The 20,410-nt window shown below is 64.0% G+C and carries 17 protein-coding genes; 11 read left to right on the forward strand and 6 right to left on the reverse strand.

The window, feature by feature from the left end; genetic code table 11:
• Window position 1: 1 nt before the first annotated feature.
• On the reverse strand, window positions 2–2,218 hold the full coding sequence (locus DQG19_RS12640) for a S41 family peptidase (protein ID WP_116126626.1): 2,217 nt from the start codon (window positions 2,216–2,218) through the stop codon (window positions 2–4).
• Between the two features lie 51 nt (window positions 2,219–2,269).
• Window positions 2,270–3,148, reverse strand: a complete 879-nt coding sequence (locus DQG19_RS12645) for a sterol desaturase family protein (protein WP_116126627.1) — start codon at window positions 3,146–3,148, stop codon at window positions 2,270–2,272.
• Window positions 3,149–3,356: 208 nt separating this feature from the next.
• Here DQG19_RS12645 and DQG19_RS12650 point away from each other — a divergent pair, with 208 nt between their 5' ends.
• The 7 genes from DQG19_RS12650 (at window position 3,357) to DQG19_RS12680 (ending at window position 12,442) form a co-directional block, all read left to right on the forward strand.
• Window positions 3,357–4,208, forward strand: coding sequence for a hypothetical protein (locus DQG19_RS12650; RefSeq protein WP_116126628.1), 852 nt, complete (start codon window positions 3,357–3,359; stop codon window positions 4,206–4,208).
• Between the two features lie 22 nt (window positions 4,209–4,230).
• Window positions 4,231–4,698, forward strand: a complete 468-nt coding sequence (locus DQG19_RS12655; protein WP_198661739.1) for a nuclear transport factor 2 family protein — start codon at window positions 4,231–4,233, stop codon at window positions 4,696–4,698.
• Between the two features lie 117 nt (window positions 4,699–4,815).
• A complete protein-coding gene (locus DQG19_RS12660; RefSeq protein WP_116126629.1) occupies window positions 4,816–5,364 on the forward strand; it encodes a hypothetical protein in 549 nt (182 codons plus the stop codon).
• A 103-nt stretch (window positions 5,365–5,467) separates the two neighbouring features.
• Entirely contained in the window at window positions 5,468–5,968 is a 501-nt protein-coding gene (locus DQG19_RS12665) for a hypothetical protein (RefSeq protein ID WP_116126630.1), read from the forward strand.
• A 408-nt stretch (window positions 5,969–6,376) separates the two neighbouring features.
• Entirely contained in the window at window positions 6,377–9,313 is a 2,937-nt protein-coding gene (locus DQG19_RS12670) for a DEAD/DEAH box helicase family protein (RefSeq protein WP_198661740.1), read from the forward strand.
• The gene (locus DQG19_RS12675) at window positions 9,314–10,027 is read left to right on the forward strand and encodes a hypothetical protein (RefSeq protein ID WP_116126632.1); all 714 of its coding nucleotides are present in this window, start codon (window positions 9,314–9,316) and stop codon (window positions 10,025–10,027) included.
• Between the two features lie 123 nt (window positions 10,028–10,150).
• Window positions 10,151–12,442, forward strand: coding sequence for an acyl-CoA dehydrogenase (locus DQG19_RS12680; protein ID WP_232826516.1), 2,292 nt, complete (start codon window positions 10,151–10,153; stop codon window positions 12,440–12,442).
• 105 nt (window positions 12,443–12,547) lie between these two features.
• On the opposite strand, the gene DQG19_RS12685 is transcribed toward DQG19_RS12680, so the two are convergent.
• Both DQG19_RS12685 and DQG19_RS12690 read right to left on the reverse strand, forming a co-directional pair.
• Window positions 12,548–13,468: a hypothetical protein gene (locus tag DQG19_RS12685; protein ID WP_157974485.1), complete on the reverse strand. Its 921-nt coding sequence runs from the start codon at window positions 13,466–13,468 to the stop codon at window positions 12,548–12,550.
• Window positions 13,469–13,975: 507 nt separating this feature from the next.
• Window positions 13,976–14,641, reverse strand: a complete 666-nt coding sequence (locus DQG19_RS12690; RefSeq protein WP_116126635.1) for a hypothetical protein — start codon at window positions 14,639–14,641, stop codon at window positions 13,976–13,978.
• 174 nt (window positions 14,642–14,815) lie between these two features.
• Here DQG19_RS12690 and DQG19_RS12695 point away from each other — a divergent pair, with 174 nt between their 5' ends.
• Window positions 14,816–15,226 carry a PPC domain-containing DNA-binding protein gene (locus DQG19_RS12695; protein WP_198661741.1) on the forward strand — a complete coding sequence of 137 codons (411 nt, stop codon included), beginning with the start codon at window positions 14,816–14,818 and terminating at the stop codon, window positions 15,224–15,226.
• Window positions 15,227–15,296: 70 nt separating this feature from the next.
• Entirely contained in the window at window positions 15,297–16,388 is a 1,092-nt protein-coding gene (locus DQG19_RS12700) for an alkene reductase (protein ID WP_116126637.1), read from the forward strand.
• Between the two features lie 81 nt (window positions 16,389–16,469).
• On the opposite strand, the gene DQG19_RS12705 is transcribed toward DQG19_RS12700, so the two are convergent.
• Together DQG19_RS12705 and DQG19_RS12710 are read right to left on the reverse strand one after the other, a co-directional pair.
• Window positions 16,470–17,951 carry a rhodanese-like domain-containing protein gene (locus DQG19_RS12705; protein ID WP_116126638.1) on the reverse strand — a complete coding sequence of 494 codons (1,482 nt, stop codon included), beginning with the start codon at window positions 17,949–17,951 and terminating at the stop codon, window positions 16,470–16,472.
• A gap of 53 nt (window positions 17,952–18,004) precedes the next feature.
• On the reverse strand, window positions 18,005–18,268 hold the full coding sequence (locus DQG19_RS12710; protein WP_116126639.1) for a hypothetical protein: 264 nt from the start codon (window positions 18,266–18,268) through the stop codon (window positions 18,005–18,007).
• Window positions 18,269–18,380: 112 nt separating this feature from the next.
• Between DQG19_RS12710 and DQG19_RS12715 the strand changes: the two genes are divergently transcribed.
• A complete protein-coding gene (locus DQG19_RS12715) occupies window positions 18,381–19,466 on the forward strand; it encodes a sensor histidine kinase (RefSeq protein WP_116126640.1) in 1,086 nt (361 codons plus the stop codon).
• 27 nt (window positions 19,467–19,493) lie between these two features.
• Complete coding sequence (locus DQG19_RS12720; protein ID WP_116126641.1) at window positions 19,494–20,219, forward strand: LytR/AlgR family response regulator transcription factor; 726 nt, start codon at window positions 19,494–19,496, stop codon at window positions 20,217–20,219.
• The last annotated feature ends 191 nt before the right edge of the window (window positions 20,220–20,410 follow it).

The raw sequence follows: 20,410 nt of genomic DNA on the forward strand, positions 1-20,410 counted from the left end.
ATCACTGCGCCTGACGGAGAAACGTCAGGGCCCGCTCCAGCACCTCGTCCCGCCCCGCGCGAATGGCGGCCACGGTGAGCGGTACCTCGATGTCGGGCACGATGCCCACCCGCTGGGTAGGTGAGCGATCGGGATAGTAAATCCCGACGCCGGAAATGAAAGTTTCCAGTCCCCCCGGCACGGTGATGCGGGATACGTTGCCGTCCGCGCCCGCCGTCCGGCGGCCGATCACCGTCGCGCGCCCGCCGGCCCGCAGGGCCATGGCCTCGAACTCACCGGCGCTCTGCGTGACTTCGCTGACCAGCACCACTACCGGCCCCGAATAGGTATCGACGGAACCCGAAACCTCGACCGGCTCGGTCCAGGTGAAGGTGCCGGGGGAGGTCATGCTGGCCTTGGTAGAGCGCACGAAGGGCGTGGCTTCCGCCCGCAGGAAGGCGGCCAGAGTGGAGTTTACGCTCAGGGAAGGGTAATTGCGCAGATCGAAGATGATGCCCCGGGCGTGGCGGAAGGAGTCCCGGATCACCGGCACGTCGGCGGGCCGGAGGTTTTGCAGGCTCACGTAGCCGACGTCGCCTTCGAGCCACTCATGGGCGGGTTTGCGCCGCGGGGGTACCAGGGTGTAGCGATCCAGTGCGCCTGCGTAGAACAGGGGGATGCGGCGGGTCGCCTCCCCGGTGGCCGTACGTACCCCGACCAGCAGGCTGCGGCTGGTATCGCGGAGCAAGTCCCCGGCGAGGTCGCGCAGGCGGGCCGCTTCGTTCGAGGCGGGGTAGCGATCGCGGCGCTCGGCCACGATCTCCGCTACCGGGCGGCCGTCGACGTGGGTGATCACGTCCCCGACCGCCAGGTCCGTGGCGGGTGTTATTCCCACGTTGTACACGTCGCTCACCACCGCCTGCCCCTCCGCGAAGCGCAGGTGCACCGCTGCGTAGCGGTCGCCCCGCGCCTCCTCGATGCGGTCACTGCCGGCGCCCAGCTGGGCGTGGGTGTCGTCGACCTCGGTGATGAGCTCCAGCACGGCCGTCTCGTAGGCGAGCTCGTCCTCCGCCGCCAGGAAGCGCGGCAGGTAGGCGGCCAGCACCTCCTCCCAGTCGCGGTCGGTTTCCCCCACGTAGGGGAAGTAGTAGCGCACCATATTCCAGTAGCGGTACAGGGCCAGCAGCCGGAAGCCCGCGTCGGGGTAAGCGGGCGCGGCGTAGGCCAGCTCGTGGCGGAAGTCGGGGTTGCCGGCGCCGGCCGCGGGTGCGATGTAGTACTGGGTGCCGGTGGCCCGGTTGGCGTAGACCGCGTGGAGAAGCGTGCGCAGGGTGGGACTGGCGATGCGGTCATCAATCCAGTCGCGGTCCGCGGTCCGGGCCACGTCGGTTTCCGGAGGGGGACATCGGTCGCAGGCGGGCACTTCCCCCAGCTGCCTGACCCACGCTTCCAGTTGGGATTCCCGCTGCACCTGCGTCCGCGCCGCCAGGTAGCCGGGCAGGAAACGGAACAGGGCGTAGTCCCACTGCCGCTCGCCGCGGGCGATGGTGGGGTGGTGGTACTTCAGGAAGCCCCACACGCGGCCGAGCAGCTCCAGGTGCGCCACCCGCTCCGCTGAGGTGGGTGGGAAGGTCACGTCGCTGCCGCCCGCGAAGCCGTGGTCGTTGTCGGCGGCGTAGGTGACGGGGGGCTGTTCGGCCTTGGTCTGTACGTCCTCGCCGTCGATGGTGACCCTCAGGCCGTCGATCCAGGCGGTGCCGGTACCCGTGAGGATGCCGCCGACGTAAATAACGTCTGTGTCGGCGGGATAGTCCAGGGTGACGCTGTACTCCTGCCAGTCGCGGGTGCCGTCGATCTCGCGGAGCAGCATATTATCGAAGGAGAGGGATTTACCGCCGCCGTCGAGGCGCAGGAGCAGTCCGGCCGCCCCGTCGGCGACGTCTTCCGTGCGGAGGTAGCCGGTCAGGGTGATGCTGCTGCCGCGGAAGCGGGCCGGGATGGCCAGCAGGGCCACGCCAAAGGGCACTTCACCGCCTACCCCCGAGATGCGAAGGCTGCGCTCGCCGGAGAAGGCCAGCGGATCGGTCGCAACGTCGGCCGCACCCAGGGTGGTCCAGCCCCACGGCATATCGTCCTTGCCGGGGCGTTCAAGGTCGAGATTGTACCGGCCGGAGACCGGGGCGGGGGTCGAGCGGCAGGCGGTCAGTACGATAAAGAGAAGGAACGGGAGGTAGCGCATGGGTCGGCGGTAGGTGCCCCCCTAAGTTACGCCTCACCGGTTTGGTTGGGCTCATTCACCGGCGACGAGGGCGGAGTCCCCGGTCCGAATACGCTGCGGCACCGTACCGTCGGGGAGGGCCCACGGCCGCGTCGGCTCGAAGGGCATCTCGTGCAGGCGGACGACGGTCAGCTCCTCCGGGTCGCGCCAGGCGGGGATACCGATGGTCAGCTGCTCCTGGGCGACGTCGGTGCGGCGGGTGCCGTGCAGCCAGTCCCAGAAGGGAAAGACCACCCCGAAGTTGGAGTTGAACTCCTCCTCCACGATGCTGTGGTGAATGCCGTGCAGGCGGGGGGTGATCATGAGTTTGTCGAGCGTGCGCTCCACCGCCCCCGGCAGCCGCAGGTTGCTGTGGTGAAAGGCGGTACAGCCCTCGAAGACCGCCTCGTAGCCGAGGATCAGGTCGGCCGGCGCGCCGATGAGGGCGATCATGCCGCCCCGGTACACGATCGAGAACACCTGCTCGCCCAGGTGGAAACGGAAGCCGGTGGTGACGTCCATGTCCATATCCGAGTGGTGCACCTGGTGCAGGCGGTACAGGAAGGGGACCCCGTGGGTGAGGCGGTGCCAGAGGTAGTTGGTGTAGTCGAGCAGCAGGACGCCGGCGGCGTAGCGGGCCCAGCGCGGCAGGCCCAGCCAGTACACCAGCCCGAAGCGGCGGCGGTCGGTCCACTCCCCGGCGTACACCATGGCCGGCAGCAGGGCGGCGCGCACGACGGCAAAGCCGGAGGCGGCCACGGCGGTATTGATGACGGAGCGCTTGACCTTGGACTGCCGCTGTTCGCGCAGTACCAGTACCTCTTCGAGGAGGTAGAGTCCGACCACGACACCGGCCAGTACGGGGAAGGCCTTACGGTCGAACCAGGGGAAATAGAACTTGAACTTGGGCATGCGGGAAGGTACGAAGTGGCCGGTCGGCTAGCGGCCGGTCGACTGGTCGACCGGCCACTAGTCGACCGGCCACTAGCGGTACGTACCAGTTTGCGATTCTTAACCTACAGTTAACATTGAGCTGCCCCACCGACCACGCACTCTCATACCGCAGCTACCCAACCCTGTGCAATTTCCCCCTAACTAGCATCTTGTCCCAAATCTCACCATGATCCGCCCGTCGCTCTTGCTGCTGTTCCTGCTTTACCTGAGCCACGTAGGCACCCAGGTCTTATCGAACCGCGACAGCCTGCCACCCACGACCATCGTGACCACCCGCTTCTACGGGGGCCACAGGGGGTTTTGGTGCCGCCAATTCACCGACGACCGCGGCCGCACGGTCCGCGAGGAATCCTACCGGAGAACCGAGCTCCGGGGGGTGACCCTGACCACGTACAACCAGCGGGGCGACGTAACCCACTTGGTACAGTCCTTCGATATCAATAACCCGGGGATCGACACCACCCTCCGTACCGTGTACCGCTACGGCCCGCCGGGGCAAATCCTCCGGCAGACCGACCGGCTCGGCTACGACTTCCTGAGAATGTACCGGCTCACAGCGATGCGCGGGGACACCCTGCTCTACACGGAACACCATCATCACGACCGCTCACCACCGCATACGACCGATACTGCGCTGGTAATCCTGCACCGGCTGGTCCGCGACGCCGGCGGCCGGTTGACCTACCACTCCACGACCACTGCGTCGGATGGTTCCACCGTTCGGATAACCTTCCAGTACAACGGCCACGGCGATCTCGCCCGTCGGAAGATTGCGCGTGAGCCAGCCCTCCGGGAGGGTATTGAGACCCTGTACGTGGGTGGACCGGCAGCGGACGATCAAGCGTGGTCCTACCGCTACGACCGGCACGGGCGCATCCGTCGGAAATACACTACCATCACCGGTGTTAAACTGCTGACCGCCCGTTATCGCTACCGCACGTATCGGACGCTGCCAACGCAGTACGGAGAGACGGGCCAACACAGCCTCCACCCGTCCGAATCGACACCCTTACCCTAAATCCACCTATTCCATTCCCGCTATGCCTACCAGAATTTGCTGCGCCGCGCTACTCTTCTGCGCCACCTGTGCCCTCCCTGCCCAGGCTCCCATTCCCGACTACCATCCCTCGGACTCCACCCTCTACGCAGAAATCCTGGCCATGGACCAACGTTACTTCGACGCCTACAACACCTGCGACCTTGCCACCCAGGAAGCGATCTACGCCGACGATCTGGAGTTTTACCACGACCGGGGCGGGCTGGCCACCTCCAAACCCGATCTCCTGCGCGCCATCGAGCAAAACATCTGTGGCAAGGTGAAACGCTTCTTACTTCCCGAGACCGTGGAGGTGCACCCCATACCCGGCTTCGGTGCCGTAGAACTGGGCTACCACCGCTTCGAAAATGCCGAGGAGCCGGAGGCGCCTTCGGTACCCAGCCGCTTCGTTACGGTCTGGAAGCGGGACGGGGACCGGTGGCTGATGAGCCGGGTGATCAGTTTGCACTGACCGGCAAGTCGGGGCGAGTTAAAATGAAGCCTGAACGTCCTATACGCAGCCACATTTAGGTTATGTTATCACGGCGCCCGTCAGCCCATTCAGTTAAATGTTGGCCTCCTCTTTTCCATGAACGCAACGATCAATAACGGTAAAGCCACCGTAAACCGCACCCTGAACGGCCTGACCATCAGCGTCCCCTCCCGCAAGGTGTGGTTGGCTATGATCTTTCTCCCGGTCTGGTTGTGCGGCTGGGCGTTCGGCTTCGTTGCGGCGGGCAGCAATATGCTGGGGTTGTGGGGAGCGGCGGGCGAAACGGACCTTTTCCTGGCGGTTTGGCTGGTCGGCTGGACCGTAGGTGGAATTTTCGCCATTGGCGTGGTACTGTGGCTCTGGTTCGGGCGGGAAACGTTCGAAATAAGCGGTACGAAGGTGCACTTCACCCGGGGCGTGTTCGGACTAGGACTACGGAAGGAACTGGATCGGTCGCAGGTAGAGAATGTTCGTTACCATGCCGTAGATACCGGCTCCTTCAGCGGCAACCGCAATGCCGCGGCTTTCGGCTTCGGGGACGGCCGCATCAAATTTGATTACGGAATGAAGACGTATTCCTTCGGACTGGGCGTAGACGAAGCTGAAGCCCGCTATCTTGTGGAGCAGATAGCATCGACGCTGTAGGTCCGGGCGGTGGGGCAAGAGAGTGGGGACGCAGTGACGCAGCAATCCAGCAATCCAATAGATTAACCTACAACTCGCCATCCGACCAATCAATTCCTTCGCCATGCGGTCAATCCACCTCCTGACCATCCTCCTCGCGGTGGCGGGCCTGGGAAGTTGTGACTGCGTAATCAGCGGAGAGGGGTACGTCTACGATGCCGCTACCCGGAAGCCGCTGGTCGGGGCGACCGTAAAATTTTTGGACACCTCGGAGTCCGGACGGACGGACAGTACCGGTTTTTTCGATCTGTATTTCGTTACCGGCTTTTGCCCGGACAGGGTGTTTCAGGTCGCTATGCCAGGGTATAAGCCCTTTGAACTGGAAGTGGATGGCGAAAATGACCAGACCGTCTACCGTGTACGCACGGAATCCTACGACGTAGCGCTGGACCCACCGTTCAGGCCGGATCCCGAGCAACCGGACTCCTATATCGTCAGCACGTCCTTCGACCGCTTCAGCGGTGAATTTTCCGTGGGGAAGGGGGGAGTGATAAGCTTCTACCTCGAGCGGGACGATCCCGCCGCGGAACTCCAGGAATGGAAAGCACGGATGCAATCCCGTTAGATAAACTCCCGTATCCAAAGATCGTCCCCTTTGATCAGTGGCCGGTGGATTAGTCGACCGGCCACTAGTCGACCGGCCAGTATCGGTACGTACCAGGTCGCGATTCTTAACCCACAGTTAACATTAATGCTTTCAGCTCACCTGAGCAGCTTGCCCCCCGAAACTTAGCCGGAGCAGGGTAACCCGGGAGGATCGTTATTGTATAGCACAACGCCGAAAATTACCCCCGACCAAACATATCCAGCGTTTGCCGGAGCAGTACGGATGGATTCGATAACGCAGAAGCATCCGTAACCGCGACCCGGTGACAGCTTTTGCGACGGAGCGCAGGTGCAGGGGTCGTAATTAAATTTCGGGGCTACACGGATGTGGGGCGTTAGGCTAACCGGCAATGGCGTAGTTTTCACCGTGTCTCTCGGCAACCTCTCCTTCCGGTTTTCCTGGCGCGCCTACCAGGCCCGCATCCTCGAACGGCTCGAGCAGTACCGCGACGACCGCAAGGTGCACATCGTGGCCCCGCCGGGTGCCGGCAAGACGGTCCTGGGCCTGGAGATCGTGCGCCGAATCGGCAAGCGCACCCTCATCCTGGCGCCCAGCCTCACGATCCGGGAGCAGTGGGCGGAGCGGCTGGCGACCGACTTTGGGGGCGATCCGAACCTGGTTTCCTTCGACCTGGACGCGCCGGGGGCCTTCACCATCGTCACCTACCAGGCCCTCTTCGCCTACCACGAGCGGGCGGGGACCGACGGACTCGACTGGGTGGCGACGCTCGTGGTCGACGAGTGCCACCACCTCCGGCGGGAGTGGTGGCGGGTACTCGACGCCGTCGCCGCCCGCTACCGTCCCGAGCTGGTAGCCCTCACCGCTACCCCACCCTACGACGTGAGCGGCGTGGAATGGCGGCGCTACCACGACTTCTGCGGCGAGATCGACGAGGAGATCAGCATCCCCGAACTGGTGGCCAGCGGCGACCTGTGCCCCCACCAGGATTACCTCTACCCCATCCTGCCCCCACCGGGCGAGGCCCGGCTGGTGGATGAGTGGCAGCAACGCAAGGACGACCTGCTGCAGCTGGCACACACCCGCTCGGAACTCGCCTACCGCCTGCGCGACCACCCCTGGCTCCGCGAACCGGAGGCGCACTACGCGGCCATCTTCGAGCGCCCGGAATACTTCACGGCCCTGCTGAGCGTGCTGCGCGCCCAGGGCAGTACGCCGCCCGCCGCGGCGCTGGGCGTGCTTCACGGGGAGGCTACCCTGGCCCCGCCGCTCGACGATTACTGGCTGGGCGTCTTCCTCCAGGGGGCGCTGCGGTCGGACGACTTCTTCGCCGACGGGCCCGCCCGCGTGCTCCTTCAGCCCTACCGCCGAGCCCTGTCGGCGATGGGGGCCTGGGACCGCGGCAAGCTGCGCCTCGACGAGCCGCTGCCCCCGGCCACCGGCGCCGCGGCGGACGAGCTCGAGAGCCCCCGCAGCCAGCTGGAGGCTACGGTGCGCATCGCGGACCTGGAAAGCGACAGCCTGCTGGACAACCTGCGCATGGTCATATTGACCGACAACATCCACGACGAGTTCCTGCCCACCACGGAGCACGATCGCCGCCCCCTGCTGAAGATGGGGACGGTACCCGTCTTCGAGGCCCTGCGCCGCGAAGGCGACGCTTACTACCGCGACCACCTCTGCGTGCTCACCGGCTCCCTGGTCATCCTGCCGGCGGCGGCGGTCGACCGCCTCGTACAGCTGGCCTACGCCGAGTTGCCGGCCACGACGGTGGTGGGCCGGCGGCCCCTCTTTCCCGGCTCGGACTTCACGGTAGTCGACGTGAGCGGCCTGGCAAACGCCCGCACCGTCGCATGGATCACCCAGCTCTTCACCGAGGGCGCGGTACGCATCATCGTCGGCACCAAATCGCTGCTGGGCGAGGGCTGGGACGCCCCGGTGGTCAACAGCCTGGTGCTGGCCAACCGGGTGGGCAGCTTCGTGCTCAGCAACCAGATGCGCGGCCGCGCAATCCGCACCGTGCCGGGGCAGCCGGACAAGACGGCCAACATCTGGCACCCGGTCGTCGTACACCCCGACGTGCGGCGCGGCGGGCCGCAGGTAGACCGCATGCGGAGGAGGTTTCGCGGGTTCGCGGGTCCAAGGTTAACCGGCGCGCCCGCCATCCAAAACGGCATCGAGCGCTTCGACCTTACCGTCACCACCGCCGCCGCTCCGAAACCCGAGAAATCCGGTGATGCTCCCCCGGCCCTGCCCGCCTCTGGCCAGCGCTTCCGCACCACCGACGCCGACTCCCTGCTGGAGCTGCGCGACCTGGCGGAGCAGCGGGCCACCTCGCGCGACGAACTGGCCGACCGCTGGCGGACCGCCCTGGCCTCGGGCCGGCAACTGGTCGAGGCGATCCGCCCGCCCGCCGAGCGCTACTACGAGCGGAAGGACCCCCTGACCCTCCACTACCGGGAATCCGTGGACCGCCATGTGGAGGAGCGCTACCGGCTCGTACTGGTACAAATGAAGGTCGCCAATATGCTCGCCCTCGCACTGGGCATCTGCGCGGGCGCACTGCTCCCGGCGAGCCTGCTGGCTACGGGCGTGGTGGCCGGCTTGGCCCTCGCGGGGGCGGCCTTTGTGATCCCGCGCTTCCTGCGCCTGCGGCGGGAGACGGCACCCCTGCTGCAGCGGCACGACCGGCACCCGGCCTTCGGCAAGGAGCTCAACCTGTGGCCCCACGTAGTGTATCCGGTAGTGTTTTCATTGCTGCTGGCCGGGCTGCACGTGACGGCGGTCGTCGGGTTCTGGGCGGTCTACTTCAGCTGGCTACTGATGACCACGGCCTTCCGGCCGGAAGCCAAGCGGAACGAGGCGGCCCGGCGGCACACGCTGCTGGCGGACACCAGCCACCGGCTGCTCGCCTACGGCCGGGCGCTCGCCCAGACCCTCGGGGCGGGTCACTTTCACACGGCCGACCCCGACCAGCTGCGGCTGGAAGAAACCGACGGCGAGCAGCTGGTGTACCTGGCCGGGGCCGAGCACCACGATAACCAGCTGTTTTCGGGGGCGCTGTCGGAACTGATGTCGCCGGTCGACAATCCGCGCTACCTCCTGCGACTGAAGCTGCCCGACGACTGGAGCCGCGGCGAGTACTATCTCGGTGTGCCGACCGCCCTCGGTAACCGCCGCGACGCCGACCGCCTCGCCGAGCTCCTGAGCGCGGCCGTGGAACAGGACTTCGAGGCCATCTACACCCGGGAGCCCGCCGGTCGCCTCCATTTACTCACCGCCCGCCTCCAGGCCAGCAGCAAAGCGGAAGCGGAGCTGGCCCGGCGGGAGCAACTGTGGCGCTAGATGATCTTCTATATCCTGGCCGCCCTCCTGTTCGCGCTCTGCGCCGTCCGGTTCTTCCGCCGTGCCCGGCAGGAAGCCCGCCGGCAGCGTACCCTCACCTGGCCCCGCGCTACCGCCACCCTGACGGAGGATACGGATACCCTGGAGGTAGCCTCGGTCGACCGCTTCGACCACCCGACCTTCTACCGGGCGGAACTGACCGAGTCCTACGTTTTCTACGCCCGCGGCCAGCGCTTCACCGGCCGGCGGCTGGCGCCCGGCCTCGACCGCCTGAATGCCTCCGAAGCGGGCCTTTTCCTGAAGGAACTTGCCAAGCACCGGACCTACGAAGTACAGTTCGACCCCCGGAACCCGGAGGACAATTACCTGACCGTCGGCAACGAGCTGCTGAACTACGGCAAGCAGATCATGTACCTGCTGTACGGTACCGGGCTGCCGGCGCTCTTCATCTACCTGGGGGGGAATTCAGGCGGTACCCCCGGGGCCACCTTCATCTTTGTTTGTTTGCTGCTACTGGGTCCTGCACTCCTCGCGGCCCTTTACTTCTCGGTCAAACCCCTCTTCAACCTGGGTTCCCTGCTCCTGCCCGTGGTCCAGGATCAGCCAGGGTCCCCGGAATCGCGACCGGGCGACGACCTGCTGGATAGCCTGGCCCGGCGCCCCACCGCACCTGCGGCCCCGCCCCAAAAAATAGCCCGCAAGGAACGCCGGTAAGTCGGTTCGCCACCGCCGGCCCTCCAACCCTGCCGCTGACTGGGACGTTCCTTTGGCAAATAGTTATCCCCCATGGGCGTCGATCTCCAAAGCAACACTTCTCTCTCCCCCGGTATTCAGGCAATGCTTCCGTTTCTGTACGCGGCCTGGTCGGACCGCCACCTGAGCGTACCGCAGATCCGGGCGCTGCGTAAGGAAGCGGGTGAGCTCCCCTTCCTGACCGACCAGGACAAGCAAACCCTGAACACCTGGAGCGACCCCGTGCACCCGCCGAGCCGCGAGCGCTACCAGCAGTGGCTGAGCAGTGGGCGCGCCGCCGCCGGGGCCCTGCCGGAAGAGGCCACCGCCAGCCTGGCCGAACTGGGCGTCTGGTTGGGTCTGGCCGCCGAGGAAGACCCCGACGCCCGCCGCGCCTTCTGGCAGGAGCAACTGCCCGCCCTGCGCCACATCGAGGAGGGCCTGGGCGGCGTGCAGGAGGATACCTACCGCTCGCTCTTCCCCCTCTACGACCAGCGGGAGAAACTGAACGAGGCCATCACGGAATCCAGCGTCAACCCCGCCGTCCTGCAGGACCTGCTGGAGGGCCCGCGGGCGGAGATCATCGCGCGGACCAAGGAGATCCTGCTGCGCCCCAGCTTCGACCGGCCCACCCTGCGGATTAAGGAGGACTATCGCGAGCAGGTGCTGCGCTGGTGCAAGGAACTGGCCCAGGAGGGCATCGGTGCCCTCTCCTACCCCGAAGCATACGGCGGCGAGGACAGCATGTCGGAATACGCCGGGGCCTTCGAGGCCATCGCCTACCACGACCTGAGCCTGGTCATCAAGTTCGGGGTGCAGTTCGGCCTCTGGGGCGGGGCGGTGTACAACCTGGGCAGTAAGCGCCACCACGACCGCTGGCTGCGGGAGACCGGTACCCTGGAGCTGCCCGGCTGCTTCGCCATGACCGAGACCGGCCACGGCAGCAACGTGCGCGGACTGGAAACCACGGCCGTGTACGACCCCGAGCACCGCGAACTGATCGTACACTCACCCAGCATCGCGGCCGGCAAGGAATACATCGGCAACGCCATGCACGCCCGGATGGCGGCGGTGTTCTGTCAGCTGATCGTGAACGGGGAGAGCCACGGGGTACACGCCGTAGTGGTGCCGATCCGCGACGAGGCGGGCTACGTGCTGCCGGGCATCCGCGTCGAGGACAACGGCTACAAGATGGGGCTGAACGGGGTGGACAACGGCCGGCTCTGGTTCGACCAGGTACGGGTGCCGGTGGATAACCTCCTCGACAAGTACGGCGGCATCACGGAGGAGGGGACCTACGAAAGCCCGATCAAGAGCCCGGGCAAGCGCTTCTTCACCATGCTCGGCACCCTGGTGGGCGGACGGGTGTTCGTACCGCGGGCGGGCCTGAGCGCGGCCAAGTCGGCCCTGGCCATCGCCGTACGCTATGGGCTGCGGCGGCGGCAGTTCCCCTCCGAGTCCATGCGTTCGGAGACGATCATCCTCGACTACCCCAACCAGCAGCGGCGGCTGATCCCGCGGGTTGCAAAGGCCTACGCCCTGCAGTTCGGGCTCGACCACCTGCTGGAGCGCTACGTCAACCGGACGCCCGACGACATGCGCGAGATCGAGGCCATGGCGGCGGGACTGAAGTCCTACGCCACCTGGTTCACCACCGCCACCATCCAGGAGTGCCGGGAGGCCACCGGCGGCAAGGGCTACCTGGCGGAGAACCGCTTCGCCGACCTGAAGGCCGACACCGACATCTTCGCCACCTTCGAGGGCGACAATACGGTACTCATGCAGCTGCTGGCCAAGAGCCTGCTGACCGAGTTCAAGAAATCCTTCCAGGAGGACGGTAACGTCGCGGTACTGAAGTTCATCGGCCGGCGGGTGAGTACGCTGGTCACCGAGCAGAACCCCTACGTGGTGCGGCAGACCGACCGCGAGCACCTGGAGAGCCGCGGCTTCTACCAGTCGGCCTTCCACTTCCGCGCCAGCCGGCTGGTCACCACCCTGGCCCAGCGCCTGCGCGCCTACATCAAGGAGGGAATGAGCAGCTACCAGGCGGGCCTGCTGTGCCAGACGCACATGATCGCCGCGGCCGAGGCCTACGTGGAGCAGCTGGTGCTGGACGCCAGCCTGGAGGCGGTGGACGGACGCAAGCCGGCGGACGACGCCGGCAGCTCCGACGGCTCCCACGCCCTACTGGAAAAGGTCGTCACGCTCTACGCGGCCCACACCATCGAATCGCACGCCGCCTGGTACCTGGAAAGCGGCTACATCAGCGGGCAGAAGAGCAAGGCGGTGCGCAAGCTGGTCGACAAGCTCTGCGCCGAGTTGCGCCCCGAGGCGGGCGTGCTGGTGGACGGCTTCGGGATACCGGATAAACTGCTGGGGGCGCCGATCGCGCTGTGATACGGGATGCGCCGTCGGGATAAGCCGCGGTATGAGTAATTGGTAGTAAGGCGCGCCGGGTCCGAAGTTTCTGGCATTCCCGAAGCACGGCCTGGAGGATTTATACTACTTCAGCCGCAGCACCATGAGCATCCCGCCCGCCCCGGGTGGTGGATCGTTGGAAAAGTACTGCTGAAGTACCGCTCGCCAGCTATCCGGCTCCCGGGATGGTAGCGTTTGCAGCAGTTCGTGAAAGGCACGGGGATACACCGCGGCAAAGTATCCATCGGTATAGATCGAGGGTACCGGCAGGAGTACGCCTGCCGCTTGCAAATACGCGGTATTGAGAAGTGTCGTATCCGGCAAGGACACGGCCAGGTAATTTTGGTAATTATAGTCGTAGTTCGTGAGCAGTATATCCTCGTCGCCCACCACCCACCCCGGCTGAACGAGGTTGCGGTCGGCCATATATTCGAACGCGTCCTCCACCTGACGGTCCTCAAATGGATTTGATTCGGCCTGTCCGGAATCGAATGTCCAGGAAATTTTCGGGATAAGCTCCCGGCTTGCCGTATCCACGGTATAGAGCGTATTCAACAGGGGACGGGTGTAGTATATGGAGTCTTTCCACCGCAGCAGCGTGTGATCGAAATAATAGCGCCGCTGGGCAGCCGGCAGTACCGGGGCGTTGCCGATTCCCGTGCGCAGCTTGCCTCCGTCAAGCAGTGCCAGACGGAAATATTTCGGTCCGCCGGACGGTACTTCCGTAGCGTACCCACTGACCTCCGCGAGGCGGATGTCCTGTCCTACCGATATGGCGTTATCGTGCTTCAGCCCGAGCGGAATAGTTCGGACGAAGTTTCCGTCCGTATCGATCTCCATGAGCGAGAAATCGCTGCTCCCCGATACCTCCAGGTGACCGGTATAGCTATTGCGGTAAGCGTACCGGACCGGGTTGCTTTCGCTGGGTTGCAGGTAGCGATCGTCAAGGTGCCATACCAATTCACCGTATTCGGAGACGCGACTCACGCCTCTGAATCGGTCCACTATGATATAGTCGCCCGCTACCGCCTGTACATAAATCGGATAGTTCCCCACCCGCTCGTATACCTTGTCTGAAAGTGGAATGAGGGACAGATCGAATAAGGAATCTACGTCGGCGTACGGCTGGCTGTTGGTGTTATCGATCGCGTAATGAGTAGTGTCTTGCGGGGCACTCTGGTTGCAAGCGAGCAAAAGCGTGACAACCAGCGAAATACATACACCATGGTAAATAGACTTCCCTATACCGTCTTTCGTCATCTGGAAGAATGATTTTTCGGTATTGATACGTAAGATATAAGCGAGTCTGACGGTACAATTCTTCTAATGGAATACCAGTAGCCGGTACCGGATCCTTAACTAAGCCTACGAAACGCCGTGGCGATACCTAGCCGGTCGGGATACCCGTACGCACTACCACGGAACCATCTACTTCGAAGCCTGTCCTTACCAACGGCGGCGTAGCGCGGGTGCGGTGGGCGTGGCATCCGGAGTACGCGGTGCGGCCGGCCCCTACTTTCCCGAGACGATCCGCAGCGTGGTTATTCCCCGGGTACCGGGCCGCAGTTCCGCTCCGGCGCTTTCGCGCAGGTCCTTCTGAAGTTCTTCGAGGGTGGCGGTCCGGGAAAAGGCCACCGATGCGCAGCAGACGTCCGCGTTCAGGAAGTAGGTTTCGGTCCGGTACGTATTCAGCAGGTCCACCAGTTCGGACGTGGAGATATCGGCCGCCGCCACGGATTCATCGTCGATGCTCTTTATTGCTCCTTCCGGCAGGACGTCCCGTGCCGCACGGTCTCCAAATGAGTCACCGGCTTCTACCGCGTACCCGTAGGTCGGTACGCTGATGATCTCTACCCGTCCGCCGACGTATTCCGCCAGTGCCCGGATGGCCGTCTCCGTAGCCTCCGCGGTGTTCAGGTCGGGGTACTCATAAAAGAAATCTACGCGCGGGTCCTTATTCAGCAGGTACTCTACCGGCCCGTCGCTGATGCGGTTCAGGACCTCGCTGACGGAAAAGCCCCGGTACTGCATCAGGTGCGGTCCGGAAGCCGTGCCGGTGGTGTTCCGGCTGAGTTCGGTGGGGGCGATCTGCGGTCCCTCCTGCCCGGTGGGATGTACGGCCGCGAAGAGAAGCAGGGCGAAAACGAGCAGGGAGGAGAGAAAGTATCTGGAAGTCATTGCTGAGAATTGGTTGTGCGGGGTAAACAGGTGCGTCACGAAATCGCGGCTGCTTTAAAGTACGGGGTATTTTGCTCACCTTTCAACCGTTCTCCGCCCCGCCCCATGAAAAGCTATATTCTACCCCTTCTATTTCTCGCGTACAGCCCGTTCGCCTGCCAATCGCCCCCGCCCGTGTCGCACACCGCTACCCCCGTCCATCCCCTCCGCCTGATGCCCGGCGACGACCTCCGCGCCGGCATCCAGCAGTACGTCGACGAGCACGGCATCGAGGCCGGCTACATCATTACCTGCGTGGGGAGCCTCACCGACTGGAACCTCCGCTTCGCCAACCAGGAGGGTGCGGCCTCGGGCAGCGGCCACTTCGAGATCGTCAGCCTGGTAGGTACGGTAAGCACCCACGGCAGTCACCTGCACCTGAGCGTGGCCGACAGCACCGGCCGCGTCACCGGCGGTCACCTGCTCGACGGCAACCTCATCTACACCACCGCCGAGATCGTAATCGGGGAGAGCCCGGACTACCGCTTCCTGCGGGAAGACGACGGCAGCACCGGCTACCGGGAGCTGAAGATTCGGCGGCGGTAGGGCTATTTATTGTAGGTACACGCAAAGAACTATCCGACCGGGGTGCCGTTAACTAGCAAAGCCCAACCATATGTTAGATCACCTCCTCTCCGAATACCAACTCGGCGCTACTTCGCTTAAGAACCGCGTCGTCATGGCCCCCCTCACCCGCAGCCGCGCCGAGGGTAACGTGCCCAACGACCTTATGGTCCAGTACTACCGCAACCGCGCTAATGCCGGTCTGATCATCACCGAAGGCACCTCCCCCAGCTTCAATGGCCTGGGCTACCCACGCATTCCCGGCAACTTCTCCGTCGAGCAGATGGAGGGCTGGAAAAAGGTAACCGACGCCGTCCACGCCGAAGGCGGCAAGATCTTTCTGCAGCTCATGCACTGCGGCCGCGTCGCCCACCCCGATAACCTCCCCGCCGGCGGTCGCGTCCTCGCCCCCAGTGCCGTCAAGATGACCGAGACGAAGATGTACGTCGACGGAAAGGGGCAGCTCGACATCCCGCTGGCCCAGGAGATGACGCTCGACGACATCACCTTCGCGGTCAAAGAATACGCCATGAGCAGCAAGGTGGCCATCGACGCCGGTTTCGACGGGGTGGAACTCCACGCCGCCAACGGCTACCTTATGGAGCAGTTCCTCTCGCCCGTGACCAACAAGCGCGACGACCAGTTCGGCGGCTCGATCGAGAACCGCCTCCGCTTCCTGCGCGACGCCGCCGAGGCTACCGTAGCGGCCATCGGTGCCGACCGCGTCGGTATGCGCATCTCCCCCTACGGCTACTTCAACGAAATGGGTGCCTTCGATGACGTCGACGAGACCTTCGTCGCGCTGGCCAAGACCATGAAGGAAGTCGGGCTGGTGTACCTGCACATCGTCGATCACGAAGCCATGGGTACCCCTGCCGTACCCGCCTCGATCAAGCAGAAGATCAGGGAAACCTTCGGCAAGACGATCATCCTGTCCGGTGGCTACGATGCCCACCGCGCCGAGGATGACCTGAAAGCCGGTAAGGGCGAGCTGGTCGCCTTCGGTCGCTCCTACATTGCCAACCCCGACCTCGTACAGCGCTTCGAGCAGGGGGCCGAGCTGAATATTCCGGACGCGGACACCTTCTACACCCCCGGCCCCGAAGGGTACATCACCTACCCTACCCTGGCGGAAACCGTCTAGGGCAGCACCCATAGCTAACTAAAAAGCGCGATTGACCGGTGGTCAATCGCGCTTTTTTGCTTGGGGGACCGCCGGTCGGGCTCAGGCTCCCTTTATCTTCTTGATAGCTTCGCCGAGGTCGTGCACCACTACTTCCGCCGGCAGGTGCTTGCGCAGGATGCTGGCACCGATCGCCGACTGGTACCCGCCGCCGCAGTGGACCACGATGGGGCGGTCTTGGGGGATCTCCTTCCAGCGGTTGCGCAGTTCCCACACCGGCACGTTAATCGCGCCGTAGAAGCGGGTATCCTCGGCGGCGGCCTCCTGCGGGCGTACGTCGACGATGGTGTACTTACCCACGTAGTCGTCCTTCAGTTTTTTGATGTCGAGTGGAGGCTGGCTTACTTCGTTGAGTCCGCCGGTCCACTCCGTCACGCCCTTCACCTGCGGGTCGTAGCCGATCTTGGCGATGGCCTGGGCCAGGCGATAGGCGTCGTCGTCCCGGTCGAAAAGGACGTGAAAGTCTTCGCCGGGGCGGACGATCGCACCCAGCCAGAGTGCAAAGGGTCCTTCGGCCTGGATGTTGATCGCGTTGCGGGCGTGGCCGGCGTGAAAATCCTTGGCGTTACGGGTATCGATCAGGAGTACCTCGTCGCCGATGGGCAGGGCATTTGGCGCGGACGCGGGTGCGGAGCTGGCGGCAATGCTATCCTCCTTGGTCAGGATGACGGACCCGCCCTGGCTGTCGACTACCCCGTGGCGGGGTTCGAGCTCGGCCCGCTGCTCCTCGCTGAGGAAGGCGCGGAAGGGGGCGAGGGCCTGGGCCCAGTGGGGATAGCCCTCCCGGTTGTTAATCTGGCACCCCGCGACGTAGGCGGGGACGAAGGGGGCGTTTTTCAGCAGCCAGTCCGCGAAGCGGTCCGCCGTATCCGGCTGCATGGCGGGACTCTCCTGTACGGCTTCCGTAAGGTTGAAACGCTCGTGGGTGGAGTCATCCATCTTGGCGAAGTGGGCGTCTTCCCCGAAACCCGCGAACACGGTGGCGCGCGGCGCGAAGCCGGTGATGATGTTGCGGATGCTGCCGTACTCCTCTTTGGCGTAGGTGCGCCGGCCGTGCAGGGGATTCTTGTCGCCGGGCCGCGGCAGGGGGTAGCCGGCGCCCAGGTTGAGCAGGGTGCCACCCGTGAAGATGCCGTGCACCTTCCGCTCCTTGTCGATGGCCAGCAGGCTGAGGCTGTCCTCCGTAAAGCCGGGGGTCTGCTGCGTTTGCAGGTGGGAGCCGTCGCCGAAGGGGATCATGGTGGCCCGGCCGGCCTTGACGAAGCGACCTTCGCCGTGGAAGTGGAGGGGAGAAGCGGCGTAGAGGTCGGCACCGGTGACTTCCCGCAGTTCGGCCCAGCCGCTTGCGAAGCTGCCGGGGGTGTGAGTCATCACGATACTCACCAGCCGCAGCTCGTTATCGGAGAGAAATTCCAGGTAGCTGCCGATACGGCGACTGGGGTCGACGGCGATGGCCTCGCCCTGTTCGCTGATCAGGTAGGAATACTGGTCGGTGGTTTCGTCGTGAAAGCGCTGAATGGTCATGGGCGGTAGCTTGAGTACAGGTACCTCTTAAGCACCGCCTTGCCCCCGATTGTTTAGTACCGGCGCGTGATCATCGGGCTGTGGGCTCCGGGGCCACCCGGCCGCTTGCGCAGCTCGTCGAGGCGGTCGCGGCATTTGTCGCAGGTGGCCAGGTGCTCGCTGATCTGCCGGTAGGCGGAGCGGTCCGCGTCGCGGGTGATGCCGTTCCAGTACTCCAGCAGATCCTCGTCGTCGGGGTGGCGGAAGCTGCCCAGGACCTCCCGGCCGATGCGGTAGATGATGGCCGTAGCCACGACGGTGACGAGTAAGATTTCCATGCCCCCTAAACAGGGAGCCAGCGCGGATGGTTGGCCGCCGCTCGTCCGGCATCGCCGGCGGTTGGTAGAATGAGCCGAGGCGAATCGCCGGCGCTTCCGTACTTTGACCTTCATGTCCGTCGCCACCCGAGAATCCGCCGGTACCGCCGTAAGTAACTTCGTTGACCGCCTGGGCAGCATGCTGATCCGCCGCCCCTTCTATCACGGGCTGGCCTGGTTCGGTTTTTTCGCCTTTCTGGTCATCCTCCAGTTGCAGACCGGCGAGATCGGTTTTGGGCTGGCGGTCATCAACGAGCTGATCACCGTCGTGGTGTTCGCCGTCGTGGTGTACACCAACCTGCTGTTCCTGTTCCCCGCCTACCTGAAACCGGGCCGCTACTGGCTCTACCTCGCCCTGCTCATCGGCATGTCGGTGCTCTTTACGCCCCTGGAACTGGTGATCAAGTACTTCCTCTTCAGCTACCGCGAGAACAAGCAGGTGGACCTCCTGCAGAATATGGACGCCTATTTCCTCGGCAACTTCCTCATCGGCGGCATCAGTTCGATCGGCAAGATCATGACCGACTGGCTCACCGAAAACCGCAAGCGGCAGGAGGTGGAGAACGAAACGATGCAGTCCGAGCTCCGCTTCCTAAAATCGCAGATCAACCCCCACTTCCTCTTCAATACCCTCAACAGCCTCTACGCCCTAACGCTTAAAAAATCGGACAAGGCTCCGGACATCGTCATCAAGCTCTCGGAGATGATGCGGTACATGCTCTACGAGTGCAACGAACCCCTGGTGCCCCTGCGCAAGGAGATCAACTACCTGCAGAACTACCTCGACCTCGAGCGCCTGCGGCAGCGGGAGGGAATCGATATCAGCCTCGCGGTGCACGGCAACGTCACGGACCAGCAGATTGCCCCCCTGCTGCTGATCCCCTTCCTCGAGAACAGCTTCAAGCACGGCATCAATGCCGCGATCAAGGGCGGCTTCGTGCACGCGACCCTGCGGGTGGACATGCGCACTATCCGCTTCGTGCTCGAAAACACCAAGGGCAACGTCCTCCCCCGCTCCCCCGACACGGCACGCCCCAGCGGCGGCATCGGCCTGGTCAACGTCCGCCGGCGGCTCGAACTGCTCTATCCCGAGCACCACGCCCTGGAAATCACCGAAACGCCGACGACCTACGCCGTACGCCTCGACCTGCAGCTATAACCTTTTCACTTCCAAATTCCCGACATCATGATTAACGCCATCATCGTAGACGACGAACCCCTGGCCCAGGATATTCTTGAAACCTACCTCGAACGCATCCCCGAGATCGACCTGGTCGCCAAGTGCGACAACGCCTTCGAGGCCAACGAGGTCCTGAAGAAGGAAGACGTGGACCTCATGTTCCTCGACATCAACATGCCCCAGCTCACTGGCACCGACTTCCTGCGCGGCCTCACCGATCCGCCGGTGACGATCTTCACCACCGCCTACCCCAACTACGCCCTGGACGGCTTCGAGCTCAACGCCCTCGACTACCTGGTCAAGCCCATCAGCGTCGACCGCTTCCTCCAGGCCTGCAACCGCGCCGTCGAACAGGCCGAACTGAAACAGAAGGCCAAGGCCCTGCCCGTCCAGGACGGCGGCCCCGGCTACTTCTTCGTCAAGGCCGACAAGAAACTCGTCCGCGTCAACCTCGACGAGATCGTCTACATCGAGGGCCTCAAGGACTACGTCATCATCCGCCTTCCCAACGACCGCGTCATCACCCTCCAGACAATGAAGTCTCTCGAAGACAAGCTCCCCACCGCCGAGTTCCAGCGCATCCACCGCAGCTACATCGTCAACCTTGAGCGCATCGAAGCTCTCCAGGGAAACACCGTGGAAGTAAAGGAAAAAGGCAAGATCACCAGCCTGCCCGTGGGCAAGAGCTACCGGGAGGTACTGGCTGAGCGGATTGAGAAGCTGAAGTTGTAGTCTTGTAGTCTTGTAGTCTTGTAGTCTTGTAGTCTTGTAGTTCTGTAGTTCTGTAGTTCTGTAGGCCCTTCTAACTGATGCGCGCCCTACAGGAATACAGGACTACAGAACTACCAGCGACCGCAGGGAGCGCAACTACAGAACTACCAGCGACCGCAGGGAGCAAGACTACAGAACTACCAGCGACCGCA

The sequence above is a fragment of the Lewinella sp. IMCC34183 genome (genome assembly GCF_003390915.1).
GTDB lineage: Bacteria > Bacteroidota > Bacteroidia > Chitinophagales > Saprospiraceae > Neolewinella.